The 20,566-nt window shown below is 71.9% G+C and carries 19 protein-coding genes; 10 read left to right on the top strand and 9 right to left on the bottom strand.

Annotated elements, in window-relative coordinates:
- Together A5704_RS07575 and A5704_RS07570 are read right to left on the bottom strand one after the other, a co-directional pair.
- The coding region (locus A5704_RS07575; RefSeq protein ID WP_067888246.1) for an ATP-dependent DNA helicase at positions 1 to 3,255 on the bottom strand (3,255 nt) is incomplete at its 3' end.
- On the bottom strand, positions 3,252 to 6,386 hold the full coding sequence (locus A5704_RS07570; RefSeq protein ID WP_067888242.1) for an ATP-dependent DNA helicase: 3,135 nt from the start codon (positions 6,384 to 6,386) through the stop codon (positions 3,252 to 3,254). The genes A5704_RS07570 and A5704_RS07575, both read right to left, overlap by 4 nt.
- A 109-nt stretch (positions 6,387 to 6,495) precedes the next feature.
- On the opposite strand from A5704_RS07570, the gene A5704_RS07565 reads away from it, so the two are divergent.
- From A5704_RS07565 to A5704_RS07555, 3 genes are read left to right on the top strand one after another with little or no spacing between them, the layout of a single operon-like run.
- The gene (locus tag A5704_RS07565; RefSeq protein WP_067757337.1) at positions 6,496 to 6,690 is read left to right on the top strand and encodes a hypothetical protein; all 195 of its coding nucleotides are present in this window, start codon (positions 6,496 to 6,498) and stop codon (positions 6,688 to 6,690) included.
- 47 nt (positions 6,691 to 6,737) lie between these two features.
- Positions 6,738 to 7,523, top strand: coding sequence for an alpha/beta fold hydrolase (locus A5704_RS07560; protein ID WP_067888240.1), 786 nt, complete (start codon positions 6,738 to 6,740; stop codon positions 7,521 to 7,523).
- Positions 7,524 to 7,525: 2 nt separating this feature from the next.
- On the top strand, positions 7,526 to 7,828 hold the full coding sequence (locus A5704_RS07555; protein ID WP_067757330.1) for an MGMT family protein: 303 nt from the start codon (positions 7,526 to 7,528) through the stop codon (positions 7,826 to 7,828).
- Here A5704_RS07555 and A5704_RS07550 read toward each other — a convergent pair.
- The 3 genes from A5704_RS07550 to A5704_RS07540 all read right to left on the bottom strand — a co-directional run bounded on the left by A5704_RS07550 (position 7,825) and on the right by A5704_RS07540 (position 11,100).
- Positions 7,825 to 8,679 (bottom strand): TIGR02569 family protein, encoded by an 855-nt coding sequence (locus A5704_RS07550; RefSeq protein WP_067782343.1) that lies wholly within the window; start codon positions 8,677 to 8,679, stop codon positions 7,825 to 7,827. The two genes, A5704_RS07555 and A5704_RS07550, sit on opposite strands and share 4 nt — an antisense overlap.
- 36 nt (positions 8,680 to 8,715) lie before the next feature.
- A complete protein-coding gene (moeZ, locus tag A5704_RS07545) occupies positions 8,716 to 9,894 on the bottom strand; it encodes an adenylyltransferase/sulfurtransferase MoeZ (protein WP_067782340.1) in 1,179 nt (392 codons plus the stop codon).
- A gap of 180 nt (positions 9,895 to 10,074) precedes the next feature.
- Positions 10,075 to 11,100, bottom strand: coding sequence for a DUF3152 domain-containing protein (locus tag A5704_RS07540; RefSeq protein ID WP_156670169.1), 1,026 nt, complete (start codon positions 11,098 to 11,100; stop codon positions 10,075 to 10,077).
- Positions 11,101 to 11,299: 199 nt separating this feature from the next.
- On the opposite strand from A5704_RS07540, the gene A5704_RS07535 reads away from it, so the two are divergent.
- Complete coding sequence (locus A5704_RS07535; protein WP_067782337.1) at positions 11,300 to 11,986, top strand: TetR/AcrR family transcriptional regulator; 687 nt, start codon at positions 11,300 to 11,302, stop codon at positions 11,984 to 11,986.
- Here the strand turns inward: A5704_RS07535 and A5704_RS07530 are convergent.
- Positions 11,973 to 12,239 carry a DUF3107 domain-containing protein gene (locus A5704_RS07530; protein WP_067782352.1) on the bottom strand — a complete coding sequence of 89 codons (267 nt, stop codon included), beginning with the start codon at positions 12,237 to 12,239 and terminating at the stop codon, positions 11,973 to 11,975. The two genes, A5704_RS07535 and A5704_RS07530, sit on opposite strands and share 14 nt — an antisense overlap.
- 206 nt (positions 12,240 to 12,445) lie before the next feature.
- Here A5704_RS07530 and A5704_RS07525 point away from each other — a divergent pair, with 206 nt between their 5' ends.
- Complete coding sequence (locus A5704_RS07525; protein WP_067888237.1) at positions 12,446 to 13,159, top strand: MmpS family transport accessory protein; 714 nt, start codon at positions 12,446 to 12,448, stop codon at positions 13,157 to 13,159.
- A gap of 49 nt (positions 13,160 to 13,208) precedes the next feature.
- Here the strand turns inward: A5704_RS07525 and A5704_RS07520 are convergent, their stop codons facing one another.
- Positions 13,209 to 13,928, bottom strand: coding sequence for a ferritin-like fold-containing protein (locus A5704_RS07520; RefSeq protein ID WP_067757306.1), 720 nt, complete (start codon positions 13,926 to 13,928; stop codon positions 13,209 to 13,211).
- A gap of 251 nt (positions 13,929 to 14,179) precedes the next feature.
- On the opposite strand from A5704_RS07520, the gene A5704_RS07515 reads away from it, so the two are divergent.
- A complete protein-coding gene (locus A5704_RS07515) occupies positions 14,180 to 15,676 on the top strand; it encodes a DEAD/DEAH box helicase (protein ID WP_067782332.1) in 1,497 nt (498 codons plus the stop codon).
- 16 nt (positions 15,677 to 15,692) lie between these two features.
- Positions 15,693 to 16,913 carry a hypothetical protein gene (locus tag A5704_RS07510; RefSeq protein ID WP_067888233.1) on the top strand — a complete coding sequence of 407 codons (1,221 nt, stop codon included), beginning with the start codon at positions 15,693 to 15,695 and terminating at the stop codon, positions 16,911 to 16,913.
- 127 nt (positions 16,914 to 17,040) lie between these two features.
- On the opposite strand, the gene A5704_RS07505 is transcribed toward A5704_RS07510, so the two are convergent.
- Positions 17,041 to 17,841, bottom strand: a complete 801-nt coding sequence (locus A5704_RS07505) for a ParA family protein (protein WP_067757284.1) — start codon at positions 17,839 to 17,841, stop codon at positions 17,041 to 17,043.
- 110 nt (positions 17,842 to 17,951) lie between these two features.
- On the opposite strand from A5704_RS07505, the gene A5704_RS07500 reads away from it, so the two are divergent.
- The 3 genes from A5704_RS07500 to A5704_RS07490 are packed head-to-tail and all read left to right on the top strand — an operon-like array spanning position 17,952 to position 20,130.
- Positions 17,952 to 18,563 carry an acid phosphatase gene (locus A5704_RS07500; protein WP_067757281.1) on the top strand — a complete coding sequence of 204 codons (612 nt, stop codon included), beginning with the start codon at positions 17,952 to 17,954 and terminating at the stop codon, positions 18,561 to 18,563.
- Entirely contained in the window at positions 18,560 to 19,657 is a 1,098-nt protein-coding gene (locus A5704_RS07495) for an isochorismate synthase MenF (protein ID WP_067757278.1), read from the top strand. Before A5704_RS07500 ends, A5704_RS07495 begins: the two co-directional genes overlap by 4 nt.
- On the top strand, positions 19,654 to 20,130 hold the full coding sequence (locus A5704_RS07490; protein ID WP_067888230.1) for a GNAT family N-acetyltransferase: 477 nt from the start codon (positions 19,654 to 19,656) through the stop codon (positions 20,128 to 20,130). The genes A5704_RS07495 and A5704_RS07490 overlap by 4 nt, the downstream gene beginning before the upstream one ends.
- Here the strand turns inward: A5704_RS07490 and A5704_RS07485 are convergent.
- Positions 20,082 to 20,531 (bottom strand): hypothetical protein, encoded by a 450-nt coding sequence (locus tag A5704_RS07485; RefSeq protein ID WP_156675542.1) that lies wholly within the window; start codon positions 20,529 to 20,531, stop codon positions 20,082 to 20,084. The genes A5704_RS07490 and A5704_RS07485 overlap by 49 nt on opposite strands.
- Positions 20,532 to 20,566 lie beyond the last annotated feature (35 nt).

The raw sequence follows: 20,566 nt of genomic DNA, 5'->3' as shown, positions 1-20,566 counted from the left end.
GACGGCCGGCTCGGCCAGCAGCCCGGCCAGTTCGGCGGGGGCGGGCAGATCGTCGGGGGCGACCGTGGCGCGGGCGCGCACGTAATAGAAGGCCGTGCGCACCGACGATGCCGGGACACCGGACAGGGCGGCCCACGCCAAGCGGTAGACGGCGAGTTGGACGGCGGCCTGCCGCATGGCTTCGGGTCCGTGCGGCGGTTCTCCGGTCTTCCAGTCGACGACCGTTGCGCCGCCGTCGGGGTCGGCGAACACCGCGTCGATGCGCCCGCGCACCAGGGTGTCGCCGATCGGCATCTCGAAGGGCACCTCGACGGCGACCGGAGTGCGCGCAGCCCACGGCGATTCGGTGAACGCGGCCTGCAACGCGGCCAACTCCCGGGTGTCGCCGACGTCGGAATCCGCCGCACCGGGCAGGTCCGCGAGGTCGAACAGGCACTCGGCGCCGTAGAACTGCTGGACCCACGCGTGAAACGCGTTGCCCAGCAACGCGTGCGGGTCGGGCCGCGTCGGCAGCCGATACCGCAGCCGCTGCGCCGCGGCCGCGGGGTCGCGGGCCAGGTCGACCAGGCCGCTGACCGACAGCTGGCTGGGCAGCTCGCCGGACGGCGGTTGGGCCACCCGCGCCCGTTCGGCGAGCAGCGCGTCGACGTCGGCGGTCCAACCCTCGACGTCGGCGCCTTCGTCACCGGTGTCGCTCGACATCACCCGGGTCACCAACGCCGCACCGCGCTCGACATCACCGCGTCGGCCGGCCAGCGGATCGGCGGGCCAGACGGCCTCGACGGTGTTGTCGCGCAACGGGTTCCGGTCACCGTCGGCCGGGCTGGGCGCCCATTGATCCACCACCCCGCAGGGGTCACCGGCCGAGGCCGAACGGTCGATGACGTCCTTGATTTCGGACAGGAAATCCGAGGGCCCGCGCGGTTTGATCCCCGTGGCGCCCCAGTGGTGGCCGGACACCAGCAGGGTGTCCTCGGCGCGGGTGATGGCGACATAGAGCAGCCTCCGCTCCTCGTCGACGCGGCGCTGCTCCAGTTGTCGGCGATGTTCGGAGATCTTGTCGGACAGCTGCTTTCGGTTGGTGACATCCGAGGTGTCGAGCACCGGGATGCCCAGTGCGCCCGTCGAGGCGCGGTCGCCCCGCAGCAGCGGCGGCAGCTCCGCCGCGTCGGTGAGCCAGGTGCTCCGGGACGCGGTCGACGGAAAGATCCCGCCCGACAGGTGCGCCACCGCGACCACCTGCCACTCCAGCCCCTTCGCGGAGTGCACCGTGAGCACCTGCACGCGATCGCGCGCGGCCACCAACGGGGCGGGCGGCAAGCCGTTTTCGACCGACTCGGCCACATCCAGGAAGGCCAACAGCCCCGACACCGACGCCGTCGCCGAACGGTCGGCCGCGTCCGCTCGTTCGGCGTAGCCGGCGACGACGTCGGCGAACGCGTCCAGGTGTTCGGTGCCGGTCCAGCCGGACTGCGCCCCCGCCGCGGCGCGGACGTCACAGTCGACGCCGAGCACCCGGCGCACCTCGGCGAGAAGGTCCGGCAGCGCATGGCGCAGGTGGCCCCGCAGCGCGCGCAGTTCGGCGCCCAGCGCGGTGATGCGCTGATACCCCGCGGCCGAATAGCACTCCGCCGGGCCGGGATCCGCGATGGCGTCCGCGAGGCAGGCGGTGTCGGCGTCCGGGCCGGCCGCCATCGCGATCGCTTCCGGCGCGACGGCCCCGCCCCCGCCGTCGCACAGCGTCCGGGCGCGCCGCCACAGCGCGGCCACGTCGCGGCCGCCGAGGCGCCAGCGCGGACCCGTGAGCACCCGCATCGCCGCCGCGCCCGCGGTCGGGTCGGCCACGAGCCGCAGCATGGCCACGACGTCGGCGACCTCCGGCACCGACAGCAGCCCGGCCAACCCGACGACCTCGACCGGGACACCCCGGGCGCGCAGCGCATCGGCGATGGGCGCGGCGTCGGCGTTGCGGCGCACCAGGACCGCGGCGGTCGGCGGGTTCCCGCCGTCGGCCCCCCGGTACCGGGCGGCGAGCTCGTCGGCGATCCACTCCCGCTCGGCCTGCACATCGGGCAGCAATGCGCAGCGGACGGTCCCGGCCGGCGCGTCCGGGCGCGGCCGCAGCGCGTGCACCGCGACGGACCTGCGGCGCGCCTCCGCCGAGATCGCGTTGGCCAGCCGCAGGGTGCTCGGCGGGTTGCGCCAGCTGGTCCGCAGCTCCAGGACCGGCGCCGGTGTGCCGTCGGACAGCGGGAAGTCGGTGGTGAAGCGTGGCAGGTTGGTCGCCGAGGCGCCGCGCCAACCGTAGATCGACTGAATCGGGTCGCCGACGGCGGTCAGCGCCAGCCCGTCGTCGACACCGCCGCCGAACAACGCCGACAGGGCGACCCGCTGCGCGTGCCCGGTGTCCTGGTACTCGTCGAGTAGCACCACGCGGTAGCGGCCGCGCAGTTCCTCGCCGACCCGCGGGTAGTCCGCCGCCAGCCGTGCGGCGCAGGCCATCTGCACGCCGAAGTCCATCGCCTTGGCGGCCCGCATCCGCTCGCCCAAAGCGTCGAGCAGCGGCCCCAGCTCGGCTCGCTGGGTCTGGGTGTCCGACAACCGTCGCAACCACTGGCTGGGGCCGCGGTCGCGCTGATAGGGGCCCGCGGGCAGGGTGTGGATCAGCCGCTCCAGCTCCACGTGGGTATCGCCGAGCAGCCGGGTGTCGACCAGGTGTTCGGCCAGCTGACCCCACAGCCGCAGCACCATCGACGTCACCGCGGCGGGGGTCTTGTCGGTGTGCAGCTCCCCGCGGTAGCGGCTGACGACGTCGAAGGCCAGCTGCCACAGCTCGGTCTCGCCGAGCAGCCGGGTGTCGGGCTCGATGGGCAGCAGCAGCCCGTAATCGCGGATCAGGGAACCGGCGAAGGCGTGGTAGGTGCTGACCGTCGGGTTGCCCGCCGGTTCCGCGGCAGCCGCACCGTCGGGGGCGCCGACGCCGGCCAGCCGGGCGAGGCGGGAGCGCACGCGGCGCAGCAACTGGCCGGCGGCCTTACGGGTGAACGTCAACCCGAGGACCTGGCCGGGTTCGGCGTAGCCGTTGGCGACGAGCCAGACCACCCGCGCGGCCATGGTCTCGGTTTTGCCCGCGCCGGCGCCGGCGATCACGACCAGCGGGCCGGGCGGGGCCGCGATGACGGCGGCCTGCTCGTCGGTGGGCGGGAAAAGCCCCAGCGCTCGGGCCAATTCGGCCGGGCTGTACCGTGCGTTCACCGTTCCGCCCCGTCCGCGTGGGCCGGGCACGAGGGCCGTACCGGGCAATGCGAGCAACCGTCGTTGCGCCGGGCGATGAACCGGGGCCCGGCGGTCGCCTCGGCCGCGCGGACCACCAGCCGGCGCCATTCGTCGCGGGCGGCCGGGGTCAACGGATCCTGTTCGCGCTCCGTCGCGCCGCAGGCCCCGGCCTTGCCGACGTAGACGAGCCGCGCGCCGCCCGGCTCCTCGCCGGCCGCCACCATGCCCTCGGCGACCGCCAACTGATACATCGCGAGCTGGGCGTGCTGCTGGGCGTCGTCCTTGCTGACCGGCGTCTTACCGGTCTTGACGTCGACGATCACCAGGCGGCCGGCGGCGTCGCGCTCCAACCGGTCGACCCGGCCGCGCAGCCGGACTTCGCCACCGCCATCGCGGGACGCGGCCAGGGTTCCGTCGATCTCGACCTCGACGCCGACCTCGGTCAGCGCTCCGCGGGTCTGCGCCCGCCACTCGACGAAGGCCTCGATCATCGCGCGGTGCCGCGCCAGCTCGTTGGCCGAATGCCACTCCGCCTCGAAGGGCAGGTGGCGCCAGGCGCGGTCCAGTTCGGCCAGCAATTCCGTTGCGCTTTTGCGTGATTCGGCGACCAGGGCGTGCACCACCGAACCAATGGTCGAGCGCAGATCGCGCGGGTTGGTGCCACCGTGCCGTTCGGCCAGCCACCGCAGCGGGCAGTCGTTGAGCGTCTGCAGGGTCGACGGGGTCAGGGTGACGGCATCACCTTCGCCGTGCAGCGGTTCGCTGATGCTGACCGGGGTCAGGCCGTGCCAGCCGGCCGGGTCGGCGCCCGGCACGCCGGCCCGGGCGAGCCGCGCCAATTGCGTTGCCGCACAGGCGCGGGCGGCGTCGTCGACCGCCCCGTCGGGCGCGCACACGACACCGCGCAGCCGGCCCACCAACGCCGCAGCGGACAACACCCGTGGCGCCGCGATGGGTTGCACGCCAACCGAATCGGCGTTGCCGTCGGCCCACTGCGCGAGCTCGTGGAAAAACACCGACGGCAGCGCGGCCTCTTGATCCGCGCCCCCGGAATCGCTGTCCACGGCGGTCACCAACAATCGCCGGCGGGCCCGGCCCATCGCGGCGACCAGCAGCCGCCTCTCCTCGGCCAGCAGCGGCGCCCGCACCGACGCCTCCTCGGCGACGCCGTCCAGCACGTCCAGCAGTCGCTGGGTGGCCAGGACCCCGCCACGCGGGACGGTGTTGGGCCACAACCCCTCCTGCAACCCGGCGATGACGACCATGTCCCATTCGTGGCCCAGGGCGGCGTGCGCGCTGAGCACCCGCACCTGCTCCACCGTCGACACCGGCTCCTGGTTCACGCTCGGCAGGTGCAGCGCGCCGACGTGGTCGACGAGCCCGCGCAGCGACGCGCCCGAGGTCCGGGACACGTACTGGTCGGTGATGTCGAACAACGCCGTCACCGCCTCCAGGTCCCGGGCGGCCTGCGCGCCGGCGGGCCCGCCGCGCTCGGCCGCCGACAGCCAGCGACGCTGCAGGCCGCAACGCTGCCACGCCGCCCAGAGGGTGTAGCGCGGGTCTTGGCCCGCACGATGGCAGCGCGCGGCCGCGTCCAGCACCGCGCGCACCCGCTGCACCGGGCGAAGCTGCGGCCCCGAAAGTGGCGCGGCGCCGGACAGCGCGTCGGCCAGCAGGTCCGCGAAATCGCGCGGCGCGCGATCGGCGTTGGCGCGCTGCAGCGTTCGGCGCAGCTGCCGCAGCGAGACCGGGTCGACTCGGCCGATCGGACCGGTCAGCAGCGCGAGGGCCCAGTCGCCGTCGAGCCCGTCGGCGGTGGCCGCCAGGACGGTAAGCAGAGCGCGGGCCGCAGGCTCGTCGGACAGCGACCCGCTTGCCGCCGGTGCGGCCACCGGCACCCCGGCGGCGGCCAGCGCGCGCGGCAAGCGGGCGCCGGCCCGCGGCACCGAACGGACGATGACCGCCATCCGCGACCACGGCACGCCGTCGAGCAGGTGCGCCCGGCGCAGCGCGTCCGCGATCATCGCCGCCTCCGCGTGCGCGGAGGCGGCCAGGCGCACGTTGACCGACCCCTGCTCAGGCCCGGTGCCCTCGATCCGCCTGCCTGCGCTGCCGCCGGGCAGCCGGCGCGCGATGCCGGTGACCGCGCGGGCCACCGCCGGGGCGCAGCGATGCGAGGCCGTCAACGTGACCGACGGCGAATCCCCGTCCAACAGCCCGGCGGATTCACCGCCCCGAAAACCGAACACCGCCTGATTGGCATCCCCGGCGATCAACGCCAGCTCCGCGCCCGCCGCGAGCACCCGGACCAGCCGGGCCGCCTGCGGGTCGAGCTGCTGGGCGTCGTCGACCAGCAATACCCGCACCCGGCCCCGCTCGGCCGCCAGCAGCTCGGGATCGACCGCGAAGGCTTCCAGGGCGGCACCCACCAGTTCGGCGGCCCCCAGCGCCGGCGTCGTCGCCTGCGGCGCCGCGGTGCCGACCGCCGCCCGCAGCAGCATCACCTGCTCGTACTGGCGCGCGAACCGGCCGGCGGCGGTCCATTCCGGACGCCGGCACCGACGGCCCAGCCGCTCCAGCTCCTGCGGGTCCACACCCCGTTCGGCGCAGCGCGCCAACATGTTTCGCAGTTCGGTGGCGAAGCCCGCGGTGGCCAGCGCGGGCCGCAGATGGGCGGGCCACGCCACCGCCGCGCGCGGCCCGTCCTCGAGGTCGCCGGCCAGCAGCTCCCGGATGATGGCGTCCTGTTCGGCGCTGGTGACCAGCCGCGGCGGCGCATCGCCGGCCCGCTCGGCGGCTCGGCGCAGCACCGCGTACGCGTAGCCGTGCACGGTGCGGACGAGCGGTTCGCGCACGGCGGCCCGGCCGGGCCCCGCGGAGCGCGGACGCAGCAGGGCCGTCGTCAGCGTGCTGCGCGCCCGCATCCCCAGCCGGCCCGAACCGGTAAGCAGCAGAACCGATTCGGGGGCCAGGCCGGCGTCTATCTGGGCGACCGCGGCCTCGATGAGCAGACTGCTCTTGCCGGTGCCGGGCCCGCCCAGCACCCGGACCGGCCCGCGCACGCCGGGCGCCAGCAGGGCAAGCGCCTCGGGGTCCCAGGTGAACGACATGGCTGCATGGAATCACCAGGGTCTGACAAGTCGGCCCGACCCGCGCGGCCGCGGGCCCCTACGCTGGAGGCCGCGAACAGCCCGACGAACGGTTGAGGAGGTAGACATCGTGACGGACGTCTTTCCCAGCGACGAAGCGCCCGAAGGTGACGCCGCGGAACAACTGCAACCGGTCGACGTCGACGACGAATCCGGCCTGGACACCGAATACCTGACCGTGGCCGATCGCGAGGCGAACGAGGCCGATGTGATCGAGCAGGCCTACATCGTCCCCACCGAGGACGAGTGGGAAGACGGACGCTGAGCCGACCGCCCGCGAGCTCTCGTGACGGCGGCTGGCACGATCGACGCGTGACCGCTGATCTCCATGTGCACCGCTACGGCCCGGCGGGACCGGTGCGAGTGCTGGCGCTGCACGGGTTGACCGGCCACGGACGGCGCTGGCAGCAGCTGGCCGGCCTGCTCCCCGAAATCACTTTCGCCGCACCGGATCTGATCGGCCACGGCAGGTCGACCTGGGCGGCGCCGTGGACCATCGACGCCAACGTCGCGGCGATGGCCGCGCTGCTCGACGACCAGGCCGAGGCGCCGGCGCTGGTGGTGGGCCACTCCTTCGGGGGCGGCCTCGCCACGCAGCTGGCCGCGGCACGACCGGACCTGGTGGCGGCGCTGCTGCTGCTCGACCCGGCGGTCGGGCTGGACGGCGAGTGGATGCGCCAGATCGCGGACGCGATGTTGGCCTCGCCCGACTACCCCGACGCCGAGGAGGCGCGCCTGGAGAAGGTGCACGGCTCCTGGTCGGACGTCGACCCGGCGCTGCTGGACGCCGAGATCGGCGAGCATCTGATCGCGCTGCCGCGCGGCCGGTACGGCTGGCGCGTCAGCCTGCCGGCGATGATGTCGTACTGGAGCGAGCTGGCCCGGGACATCGTGTTCCCGCCGGCCGGAACGCCGACGATCCTGGTGCGCGCGAAGCGCACCTCGCCGCCATACGTCAGCGACCGACTGATCGCCGGGCTGCACGATCGGTTGGGACCGGATTTCCGGCTGCTTGATTTCGACTGCAACCACATGGTCCCCTACGCCGCGCCCGGGGAAGTCGCCGCGCTGACGCGCGAGTTGCTCGAGGCGCGCTGACCGTGGCGCCGGTGACCGAGGAGCAGGTCGAGCGGGTGCGCGCGCTGGTCGCGGCGATCCCGTCGGGCAGGGTCGCCACCTATGGCGACATCGCCGACGTCGCAGGTCTTTCCAGCCCGCGCATCGTCGGCTGGATCATGCGGACCGACTCCTCGGACCTGCCGTGGCACCGGGTGATCACCGCCTCCGGGCGCCCCGCGCGTCATCTGACCACCCGGCAGCTCGAGCTGCTGCGCGCCGAAGGGGTGCTGGCCACCGACGGCAAGATCGCGCTGCGCGAGGTGCGCCACGACTTCGGGCGCTAAAGGATCAGCCGGACCAGCGCCGCGGTGCGGGCCAGGCCGGGAAAGGCCTCGGCGGTCGACCGTGGGTGCAGCGCATGGACGGCGAGGCGAAACATCAAGGCCCGCAACAACATCTGCGGCCACTCCGGCAACGCGTTCCAGCGTTCGATAAGTCCGTCGTCGGCCTCGCCCCAGGACAGGGCGTCGACGACAACGACACCGGCCGCCCACGACGCGGGACGCCAGTACGGCGTGATGTCGGTGATCCCCGGGGCGGCGGTGCCAACGAAAAGCACTGTGCCGTAAAGGTCTCCGTGCACCAGCTGGTTCGGGCTCTTGGTCGGCCGGCGCAGGGTGGCCAGCTGATTGATCAGCTCCACCGACCGCTCGGCGTCGGCCGTCGGCGGGGCGGTCCGCGCGCCAGGGGGCACCGAGGCCAACGGCCGTTCCTCCCAGGCGGCGCGGTCGGCGGCGATGAAGATGTCCACGTCGCCCCACGGCGCGGTGGGGCCCTGCGTCAGGAATCGGGGACGCTCCAGTTTGCCGGTCGCCTCGTGCAGGCGCACCGCCGCCGAGACCACCTCGTCGTGCCGCGGTTCGGGCGTGCCGGCGACGAAAGTGTCCGCCCGCCACCCCGAAACGACGTACCGTCCGTCCGTCGAGCGGACCGGGCGGGCCAGCCGGACGCCGTCGACGAACAACGTCTCGCGCACCCGGGCCGACCAAGCCGCCCGGGCGTGGTCGGCCACCAGCGACAGGACGACCTCGCCGCAGCGCCAGCCGCCTTCCCAGCTAGCCCCCAGATAGACGGGCTTGACACCGGCCAAACCAAACGCCGCCAGCACATGCTCCGGCGGTGGCTCGACATTCACACGGGTAGCCTAGACGAGGCCACCTGCCGTATCGGGTCAGTACATCACCATGTCGGGTTGCATTTGCTGCGCCCACGCCACGATGCCGCCCTGCAGATGCACGGCGTCGGCGAATCCGGCCTTCTTCACCGCCGCCAGCGCCTCGGCCGAACGCACCCCCGTCTTGCAATACAGCACCGGGATGCGGTCGTGCGGCAGCTTTGCCAGACCCTCACCCGAGTCGATCGACGACTGCGGGATCAGCTGGGCGCCATCGATGTGATTGATCTCCCACTCGACCTGCTCGCGGACGTCGATCAGCGCCAGCTTCGTGCCGGAGTCCAGCAACGCGCGCAACTCACGCGGGGTGATCGTCGACTCCGCGGCGAGGTCACCGGGCGCCCCGCCGCAGAACTCCTCGTAGTCGACCAGTCCGGTGATCGCGGGCGCGGCCGGGTCCTTGCGGATCGTGATGGTGCGGTAGGACATTTCGAGCGCGTCGTAGATCATGAGCCGGCCCAGCAGCGATTCGCCCATCCCGGTGATGAGTTTGATCGCCTCGGTGCTCATCACCGACGCGACGGAGGCGCACACGATGCCGAGCACGCCGCCCTCCGCGCACGACGGCACCGTGCCGGGCGGCGGCGGTTCCGGGTAGAGGTCGCGGTAGTTGAGGCCCCGCCCGCCGGGCGCGTCCTCCCAGAACACCGACACCTGGCCCTCGAAGCGGTAGATGGACCCCCAGACGTACGGCTTGCCCGCAAGCACGGCGGCGTCGTTGACCAGGTAGCGGGTGGCGAAGTTGTCGGTGCCGTCCATGATCAGGTCGTATTGCCCGAACAGGTCGACGGCGTTGCTCGAATCCAGCCGCAACTCGTGCAGCCGCACCCGAACCAACGGGTTGATCGCTTCGATCGACTCGCGCGCTGACCGGGCCTTGGGGCGTCCGACGTCGGCGACGCCGTGGATGATCTGGCGCTGCAGGTTGGACTCGTCGACGACGTCGAAGTCGACGACGCCGATCGTGCCGACCCCGGCCGCGGCCAGGTACAGCAGCGTCGGCGCGCCGAGCCCACCGGCGCCGATCACCAGCACGCGAGCGTTCTTCAGCCGCTTCTGCCCGTCGACGCCGAGGCCCGGAATGATCAGATGGCGGCTGTAGCGGGCCACCTCATCGCGGGTGAGCTCGCCAGCCGGCTCCACTAGGGGCGGCAGCGCTGTCTGCGGCGTCGACACGGCCGGACATCCTCCTATTCGGTCTCGCGAACGCGGTTTGTCGTCCACCACCATCACAGCAGCCGCCGTGGTGGACGGCAATGAATTCAACCCGCCGCAGCCCGGCGCGCATCGTCACCGGGCTGGGTTTGACCGCCCGCCTCCTCCTCACGCCGCTGCCCGGCGCGCATCGTCACCGGGCTAGGCGATCGGGAACGGCCAGGGGTTGAATCGGCAGGTCTTCCCGTCGGCCTTGACGAAGTCCGGGTCGAACTTGGCCGCATCGTCATTGGACGTGGAGAACGTCTGCTGCATCATCACCGGCGCCAAAGCGCCCTGCTGCTCGCACGGTTCGTGGCGGACGTATCCGATGGCGTGGCCGACCTCGTGATTGATCACGTATTGGCGGTAGGAGCCGATGTCCCCCTCGAAGGGGACGGCTCCGCGCACCCAGCGCGCCTCGTTGATGAAGACTCGCGACTGCCGGTCCTGGCCGAAGGACGGGTTGTAGCACGAGGTTTCCAGACGGAATTCGTATCCGCAGCCCTCGCGGACCGTCACCGGGGACACCAGGGAGATCCGAAAGTCGGGCTTGCCGTTGTCGATCCGGATGAACGCGAATTGCGGGTTGTGCGTCCAGCCCTTGGGATTGGCGAGGGTCTGGTCGACCATCTGGGCAAAAGCGTTGTCGCCGCCGAACATTGTGGGGTCGATGCCGTCCTCCACCTCCACGGTGTACCGAAACACCCTGACGGTGCCCTGGCCGATCTGCGGCGTCGTGCCGGGGACGATGTGCCACGTCTTCTCGCCCGCTTCGGTGAACGGGCCGCCGTCCGGCAGCGTCCCGGCCGGCAGGTTGGCATCGAACGCGGCGAGCCCGCGCGGCGGCGCGTCGATGATCGAGGTGCCCACGGCCTCCATCGCCTGCGGACTCTGGATGGGCTGGTTGGCCGTGGGCTTCGTCGCGGCGGTGCCGGTCATCGTCTGGTAGACGACGACCGCGGTGAGCACCGACAGCGCGGGCAACGCGTACGCGCGCCAGCCGTAGGTGGAGACGAACCGTCCCAGCCATGTCTGCTTGCGCCACTGGCGCGGCCGCTCCCGGTCGGCGCGGGTGCGTCCGCCGTCGCGGGCGATCGGGTCGCGCAGGGCGCGCAGGGGTTCCCGCCACTCGTCGCGCAGCACCGGGACGCGACCGGTGCCGCGCGAGGGCCGCTGGGAAGTCATTTCCCCAGGATTACACAGTCGGCACCGGCGCCGTCCTTGGCGCGCCCGAATGCACCGCCCGACACCGCTTTCTGCCAGCGACGACGGCGGCGACGACGATCGCCGGAACGGCGCGGGTAGTAATGTCTGTGCCACGAGCCGCGCGCGGCCGGCCCTCCAGTGCCGGCGGCCGGTTGCCAACGCATCAGATGAGGACTCGATGAGCGAACTCGCCAAACCCGCGGCGCGGCGCGCCGTGAGGTCGGCCGACCGCAGTCGGCCCGGGGACGGCATTGCGGCTTCGAGCCGGCGCGGCAACCGATTGCCCCGCGATGAGCGCCGCGGTCAATTGCTCATCGTCGCCAGCGACGTCTTCGTCGATCGCGGCTACCACGCCGCCGGCATGGACGAGATCGCCGACCGCGCGGGCGTCAGCAAACCGGTTCTGTATCAACACTTCTCGAGCAAGCTCGAGTTGTATCTGGCCGTGCTGGCCCGGCACGTGGAGAACCTGGTCTCGGGCGTGCAGCAGGCTTTGAACACCACCACCGACAACCGACGCCGGCTGCACGCGGCGGTCCAGGCGTTCTTCGACTTCATCGAGCACGACAGCCAGGGTTACCGGCTGATCTTCGAGAACGACTACGTCACCGAACCCGAGGTGGCCGCGCAGGTGCGGGTCGCCACCGAATCCTGCATCGACGCGGTATTCGCGTTGATCAGCGAGGACTCGGGCCTGGACCCGCACCGCGCCCGGATGATCGCGGTGGGCCTCGTCGGCATCAGCGTCGACTGCGCCCGCTACTGGCTCGACTCCGACCGCCCGATCTCCAAGGCGGACGCCGTCGAAGGCACCGTGCAGTTCGCCTGGGGCGGGCTATCCCACGTGCCCCTTACTCGCCTTTAGCGCCCTTGCCGGGGAGTTTGGTGACCTCGGCGCCGATGCCGAAGCCGACCCGGCGCCCGTCCGCGGGACCGATCTCGACGTAGGCGATCTTGCTGGTGTGAACCAGGAAGCGACGTCCCCGCTCGTCGTTCAGTCTCAGCAGGCCCGCCTCGCTCAGCGCGGCGCTGACCAGCTCTTCGACTTCGGCCGGCGTCTGCGCGCTGGCGATGACGAGCTCGCGCGGACTGTCCGTAATACCGATCTTGACCTCCACGGTCACCCCTTCCGTAGGCATTGAAGTCGACAGACCTGTCAGCTGCAGGCTAGTGGACGCGGCGGGCCCGCATCCGAGACAGCCCCCACCGCGGGGTTCGCGCTGAGCGAAACGATGGTCGCGGGGCGGTAACGATTCGCTTGCAGCTGGGTCCAGAACCGGGTTGGAGGGGCGATCCGTGTTTTCACATCGCTAACTTCGGCAACATGGGTACCACACTGGCCGACCTCGACAGGGTGCGGGATTACCCCGACGACGAGACCGACGAGCTCTACGGCGCGGAGGCCTACCCCGAGGGCGACTACACCTGGACCGGCTGGCCTACCGAGCTGCGCTGGCGGCCCCTCACGGCGATCATCGGCGCGGTGGTGGCCGTCGGCGCGATCGCCACCGCCGTGATCATCAACAGCGGCGACAGCGCCTCGACCAAAGCCACCGTGGCGCCGGCCCCCCAACCGGTGACGTCCGCGCCCGCCACGACGAGGAGCTCCGCCCCGCCCAGCGCGCAGCCCAGCCCCTCGAACACCCCACTGCCGCCCGAGACGGTCACCACCGTGACGACGCCCAGCGCCGCGCCGAGCCTGGCGCCGACGGGAACGCCCACCGCGGCGCCGCCCCTGACCCTGACGCCGCCGCCCGCCGCGCTGAACCCGCGCACGGTCGTCTACAGCGTGACCGGCACCAAGCAGCTGCTGGACCTGGTGAACATCGTCTACACGGATGGCAGCGGCGCATCCCAGACCGAGTTCAACGTGTCGCTGCCGTGGACCAAAGCGGTGATCCTGAACCCCGGCGTTCAGACCCCGTCGGTGGTCGCCACCAGCTTCTACGGCCGGCTGAATTGCTCGATCGTCAACGCCGCCGGCCAACTGGTGGCCGCGTCGACCACCAACTCGAGCCTGGCGACCTGCACCCGCTGAGCCCGACGCCTTGACCCGGCTACGCCGCGCTCGCGATCACGGGCGGGCGTCAGCTCAGGCCCAGCTCGTGCATCCGCCGGTCGTGCGTCTGCTGCAGCCGGTCGAAGAACGCGTTGAGCTGGCCCAGGCCGCCGGCGCCTGACATCACCAGGTCGACCAGCTCGTCGTGGTCGGCCAGCAGGTACTGGGCCTGCGTGAGCGCCTCGCCGAACAGCCGACGCGACCACAACGCCAGCCGGCTGCGTTGCTTGCCGCTGGCCGTCACCGCGGCGCGCACCTCGGCGACCACGAACTGCGAGTGCCCGGTCTCCGACAGCGCCGCCCGCACCACGCCGGCGATCTCGTCGGGCAGCCCGTCGGCGATCTCCAGATACAAGTCGGCGGCCAGGGCGTCGCCGACATAGGTCTTCACCAAGGCCTCCAGCCAGGTGCTGGGCATCGTCAGCCGGTGGTAGTTCTCCAGCGCCGAGACGTACTTCGACATCGCCGGAACCACATCGACGCCGCGGCGCTCCAGGGCGTCGCGCAGCAGCTCGTAGTGCTGCATCTCGGCCGCGGCCATGCTCGCCATCGAGATCCGCCCGCGCAGGTCAGGCGCCATCCGCGCCTCGTCGGTGAGCCGGTAGAACGCGGCGATCTCGCCGTATGCCAGGACCGCGAACAACTCGTTGACGCCCGGGTGGTCGGCCGACAACCGGGGGGCGGGCGAATCGTCCGCCTGATCGGCGTCCAGGTCTGCTTCCGAGGGCTCGCAAGGGGGCCGGGTCATGGCAACACTGTAGTCGGCTGACCCGGCGCAAAAAGGGAGCCAGCCGTCGACCGGCTATCATGTACGTAGATAGCGGCTGTATTTCTTCCCAAGCCGCTATCGGCGAAATGTGCGTGCACAGCTGGCCCACCGATTTGAGCAGGGGCCCGCGACTCGGCGACGTATTCGGAGTCGGAACTCGTGCGCGCGTGACCGCGACAGAGAAACACCGACACAACCGGATATGTCACCGAAAGGCTTACTACCCACGCATGAGCACACTCGACAGCACAACTGAAATGACCTTTGCCAGCCTCGGCGTCCGCGACGAAATCGTCCGCGCCCTCGCGGAGAAGGGCATCGAGCGCCCGTTCGCGATCCAAGAGCTGACCCTGCCGCTGGCGCTCGCCGGCGACGACCTGATCGGCCAGGCCCGCACCGGCATGGGCAAGACCTTCGCGTTCGGCGTCCCGCTGCTGAACCGCATCACGTCCGGAGTCGGCGTGCGGGAGCTCAACGGCACACCGCGCGCCCTGATCGTGGTGCCGACCCGCGAGCTCTGCCTGCAGGTCACCGAGGACCTGGCCACCGCGGCCAAGTACCTGACGGCCGAGGGCGGCCGCCGGCTCTCCGTGATCTCCATCTACGGAGGTCGCGCCTACGAGCCGCAGATTGAGGCGCTGCGGGCCGGCGCCGACGTCGTGGTGGGCACCCCGGGTCGGCTGCTCGACCTGGCCCAGCAGGGCCACCTGCAGCTGGGCGGGCTGTCGGTGCTGGTGCTCGACGAGGCCGACGAGATGCTCGACCTGGGCTTTTTGCCCGACATCGAGCGCATCCTGCGCCAGATCCCCGAGGACCGGCAATCCATGCTGTTCTCTGCCACCATGCCGGGCCCGATCATCACCCTGGCCCGCACCTTCATGAACCAGCCCACCCACATCCGGGCTGAGGCGCCGCACTCGGCGGCCACGCACGACACCACCGAGCAGTTCGTCTACCGGGCCCACGCGCTGGACAAGGTGGAGCTGGTCAGCCGCGTGCTGCAGGCCGAGGGCCGCGGCGCGACGATGATCTTCACCCGCACCAAGCGCACCGCGCAGAAGGTCGCCGACGAATTGGCCGAGCGCGGCTTCAAGGTCGGCGCCGTGCACGGCGACCTGGGGCAGATCGCCCGCGAGAAGGCGCTCAAGGCCTTCCGCACCGGCGACATCGACGTGCTGGTGGCCACCGACGTCGCCGCCCGCGGCATCGACATCGACGACATCACCCACGTCATCAACTACCAGATCCCCGAGGACGAACAGGCCTACGTGCACCGGATCGGCCGCACCGGCCGCGCCGGCAAGACCGGTATCGCGGTCACCCTGGTGGACTGGGACGAGCTGCCCCGCTGGTCGATGATCGACAAGGCGCTGGGTCTGGAGAACCCCGAGCCCGCCGAGACCTACTCGAACTCACCGCACCTCTACGAGGAGCTGGGCATCCCCGGCGGGGCGGCCGGCACCGTCGGCACCCCGAAGAAGCCGCAGGGCCAACGCCGCAGCAGCGAGCGTGACGGCCAGAAGGCGGAGCGGACGGGGCGTGCCCGGTCGGGCGCGCCACGGCGACGGACCCGCGGCGGCCAGCCCGTCACCGGGCACCCCGACGGCAACGCCGCGGCCGGCGGCGCCAGCGGCGAAGCCGCCGCGGAGGCGTCCGGCAAGTCCGGGAGCAGCCGGCGTCGCCGTCGGCGCCGCAAGCCCGCCGAAGCCGGCGCGCACGCCAACTGAGCCCCGCGCCGAGGAGATGGTCAGACCCGAACGCCGGACCAAGGGCGATGTCGTGGCCGCCGTCGCCATCGCGGCCGTCGTCGCCGTCGTCGCTGGCCTGATCTGGTGGACCAGCGACGCCCGGGCCACCGTCAGCCGGCCGGCCGGGGTTCCTGCGCCTAACCAGAACCCCGCCCGCCAGGTGCCGACCGCGCTCAAGGAGCTGTGGACCGCGGCGAGCCCGGCCACCACCGCACCGGTAACGGTTGGCGGGACGGTCATCACCGGCGACGGCCGCCGGGTCGACGGGCGCGATCCCGGTGCCGGCCAGTCCCTGTGGAGCTATCAGCGCGACACCGACCTGTGCGGGGTCTCCTGGGTCTATCACTTCGCCGTCGCCGTTTATCGGGACGACCGCGGGTGCGGGCAGGTGAGCACGCTCGACGGGTCCACCGGTCGCCGCGGGCCGGCCCGCAGCGGTTACGCCGACCCGCGCGTGCAGCTGTCCTCAGACGGCACCACGGTGTTGTCGACCGGTGACACCCGGCTGGAGCTCTGGCGCTCGGACATGGTCCGCATGGTGGCCTACGGCGAGACCGACGCCCGGGTGAAGCCCTCGGCACGCGGCCTGCATTCCGGCTGCAAGCTGGTGTCGGCGGCGGCGAGCTCGTCGGCGGTGTCGGTGCTGGAAAGCTGCGTGAACGAGGCCGACCTGCGGTTGGTGCTGTTACGGCCGGGCAAGGACGACGACGAACCCCAACAACGCATCGTCGCCGAACCCGGGGTGAGGGCGGACTCCGGCGCCCGGGTGCTCACCGTGTGGGAGAACAACACCGCGGTGTACCTGCCCTCCCCGCGGCCGCGGGTCGACGTGATCGACGAAACCGGCACCACCGTGTCGAGCAACCTGCTGCCCAAAGCCCCGTCGGGCCCGGGGGCGGTCTCGCACGCGGGCAGCCTGATCACTTGGTGGACAGGCGATTCCGTCATGGTCTTCGAGACGGGCAACCTGACGCTGCGCTACACCATCGCCGCGGGCGACACGACCGCGCCATTGGGGCCGGGCGCGATGATGGCCGGCCGCCTGCTGGTCCCGGTCACCGGCGCGATCGGTGTCTACGACCCCGTCAGCGGCGCCAGCGAGCGCTACATCCCGGTGAACCGGGCGCCCAGTGTGCCCGGGCGGGCCGTGGTTCCGGCCGTCGCGGGCCCCCGGGTGTTCGAGCAGCGCGGCGACACCGTGGTGGCCCTGGGCTGACGACGCGTGTGCGCTCACGGCATCGCGAGTGCGCTCTGGGCGGCGACACGCCGTCGCGCCGCGCCATCGGCGCACACTCGAAGCGCGCGGCGCATCGCTCAAAGCCGGACGCGCACAATCAAAGCCACTAGACCTCGACGGCGAACGTCGGCAGCGGTTTGCCGGTCTTCCAGTGCTTGAGCAACGCCTTCGCCAGCTCCCCGTAGGCCGACGAGCCCTTGTTCTTGCGGCCGGACATCACCGACGAGCCCGAGGCGCTGGCCTCGGCGAAGCGCACCGTCCGCGGGATCGGCGGGGCCAGCACCGGCATGTTGTAGCGGTCGGCGACGTCCATCAGAACGTCGCGGGTGTGGGTGGTCCGCGAGTCGTACAGCGTCGGCAACGCGCCCAGCAGCCGCAGTTCCGGGTTCGTGATCTGCTGGACGTCGGCGACCGTGCGCAGGAATTGGCCGACGCCGCGGTGCGCCAGCGTTTCGCATTGCAGCGGCACCATCACCTCGTCGGCGGCGGTCAGCCCGTTGAGGGTGAGCACCCCCAGCGACGGCGGGCAGTCGATGATGACCACGTCGAAGTCGTCGGAGACCTTGGCCAGCGCGCGCTTGAGCGCGTACTCGCGACCGGCGCGCATCAACAGCATCGCCTCGGCGCCGGCCAGGTCGATGTTGGCCGGCAGCAGCGTCATGCCCTCCATCGTCGTGACCAGCGCCGCGTTCGGCTCGACCTCACCGAGCAGCACCTCGTGCACCGACACCGGGAGCTTATCGGGATCCTGGCCCAGCGAGAACGTCAGGCAGCCCTGCGGATCCAGGTCGACCAGGAGCACCCGCTGGCCCTCGTCCACCATCGCCGCCCCCAGCGAGGCAACCGTCGTAGTCTTGGCCACGCCGCCCTTCTGGTTGGCCACCGCCAATACCCGGGTCTTTCTCACTAGCGCCCGCCCCTCCTTGTTGCCACGGTCACAGTGCCCATCCTGGCATGTTCGATCGCCCCGCGCTGCGGCCGAGGGCCCCGGGGTGTCGTCCGGCAGAATCGATCGATATGGGCCTGCACAACCACCGACTTGTACTGCTCCGCCACGGCCAGACCGAGTGGTCGAAATCCGGCCAGCACACCAGCCGAACCGACCTCGAGCTCACCGACACCGGCCGCGTCCAGGCCGAGCTCGCCGGCCGCGTCCTGCGCGAACTCAACCTCACCGACCCGTTGGTGGTCAGCAGCCCGCGCATCCGGGCCCTGACCACGGCCAAGCTCGCCGGGCTGGCCGTCGACGAGGTCTCTCCCCTGCTCGCCGAATGGGATTACGGGGCCTACGAGGGGCTGACGACCCCGCAGATCCAGGAATCCGTGCCCGACTGGCTGGTCTGGACGCACGGCTGCCCCGGCGGCGAGAGCGTGGCGCAGGTCAGCGCCCGCGCCGATGAGGCCGTCACATTCGCGTTGGAGCACATGGACTCGCGCGACGTGGTGTTCGTTGGGCACAGCCACTTCTCGCGTTCGGTCATCACCCGCTGGGTGGAGCTGCCGCTCGTCGAGGGCAGCCGCTTCTGGATGCTCGCCGGCTCCCTCGCGGTGTGCGGATTCGAGCACGGGGTGCGTCAGCTCGCCGCGCTCGGCCTGACCGCCCAGCCACAGGCGATCAAACCCGGGTGAGCACCCAACCGCCGTTCGCGCTGTGCGGACCGAAGCAAACCCTGCTCGCCGAGGGGGTGCGCGAGCGCTACCGCGACGTGGCGGCGGCGCAGGACGCCCTGAGGTCAGGGTTGGCCCCAATAGTGCTGGGTGCGTTGCCTTTTGACGTCGACCGGCCCGCGGCGCTGCTGACGCCCGAGGCCGTGCGCCGCACCGACGTCCCCCCGGACTGGCCGACGGGCCCGCTGCCGCCGGTGCGCATCGCCGCCGCCGACCCGCCGCCGGACGCCTACCGCCGCCGCATCGTCCGGGCTCGCGATCAGCTCACCGCGCCCGACAGCCTGCTGAGCAAGGTGGTGCTGTCCCGCGCGCTGCGGCTGGTCGCCGACGCCCCCCTGGACGCGCGCGTCATCCTGCGCCGCCTCATCGCCGCCGATCCGGCCGCCTACGGCTACCTGGTCGACCTGACCGCCGCAGGCGACGATTACGCCGGGGCGGCGCTGGTGGGCGCCAGCCCCGAACTGCTGGTGGCGCGCTCCGGCGACCGGGTCACCTGCCGGCCGTTCGCCGGGTCGGCCCCCCGCGCGGCCGATCCGGACGCCGACGCGGCGAACGGCGCCGCGCTGGCCGGCTCGGCCAAGGACCGGCACGAGCACCAGCTGGTGATCGAGACGATCCGGGCCGCCCTGGAGCCGCTGTGCGACGAGCTGACGATCGCCGCCGAGCCCGAGTTGAGCCGCACCGCGGCGGTGTGGCACCTGTGCACGCCGATCAGCGGCCGCCTGCGCGACACCTCAACCACCGCAATCGATTTGGCACTGGCGCTGCATCCCACCCCCGCGGTGGGCGGCGTGCCCACCAAGGCCGCGGTCGAGCTCATCGCCGAGCTGGAAGGCGACCGCGGGTTCTACGCGGGGGCGGCGGGCTGGTGCGACGCCCGGGGCGACGGCCGCTGGGTGGTGGCCATCCGCTGCGCGCAGCTGTCGGCGGACCGGCGCAGCGCGTTGGCCCGCTCCGGGGGCGGCATCGTCGCCGAATCCGATCCCGACGAGGAAGTCGCGGAAACCACAACGAAATTCGCCACGATCCTCAACGCATTGGACGTAAAGCGATGACCATTCGCCGCGCCAAACCCGAAGACGCCGCCGCCATCATCGAAATGATTCGCGCGCTGGCCGAATTCGAAAATGCCGCCGACCAATGTACCGTCACCGAAAAACAAATCACCGCAGCCCTTTTCGACCCTAGCCCGATATTGCACGGACACGTCGCGGAAGCCGACGGCGAGGTCGCCGCGATGGCGCTGTGGTTTCTCAACTTCTCCACCTGGGACGGCGCGGCCGGCATCTACCTCGAAGACCTGTTCGTGCATCCGCGCTTTCGCCGTCGCGGCCTGGCGCGCGCGCTGCTGGCGACGCTGGCGGCCGAATGCCTTGCCAAGGGCTACACGCGGTTGTCCTGGGCGGTGCTGAATTGGAACACCGACGCGATCGCCCTGTACGACGGCGTCGGCGGTGAACCGCAGAGCGAGTGGACCACCTACCGGCTGTCGGGCCCGCGGTTGGCCGACCTGGCCGAGTCGCGCTGATCGCCGCCACCGGCCCACCGCACGCCGGCGGGGCTGAAGAGCAGGCCGAGCACGGCCAGCGCCGCGCACCCCGCGGGAATCCCGAAGCCGGGCCGGTGCGAGTCGACCGCCAGGTACCACGCCACGGGGAGCAACAGCAGCTGGGTGATCACGGCCAGCCCGCGCCCCCAGCGCTTGCCGAGGATGAGCGCACGTCCGGCAGCCAACACCACGGCCCCGACCACGACGAAGAAGACCGCCGTGCCCAGGCCGTTGACCACGCGCTGATCTGCCCCGGCGGCACCCCGCACCACCAGCACCACCGCCATGACCAGCCCGGCCGCCCCCTGCAACGCCACGAGCAGCCCGGCGCCGCGCACGGCGGCCGGGGCGGCCCCGGGGTTGCGGCGGAAGACTGTCACCCGCGTCAGCGTAGTCACCCCGCCGCGGGGGGAGT

The organism is Mycobacterium sp. E735, from assembly GCF_001666955.1.
Classification (GTDB): Bacteria; Actinomycetota; Actinomycetes; order Mycobacteriales; family Mycobacteriaceae; genus Mycobacterium.
This window is presented reverse-complemented; position numbering and strand designations above follow the sequence as displayed.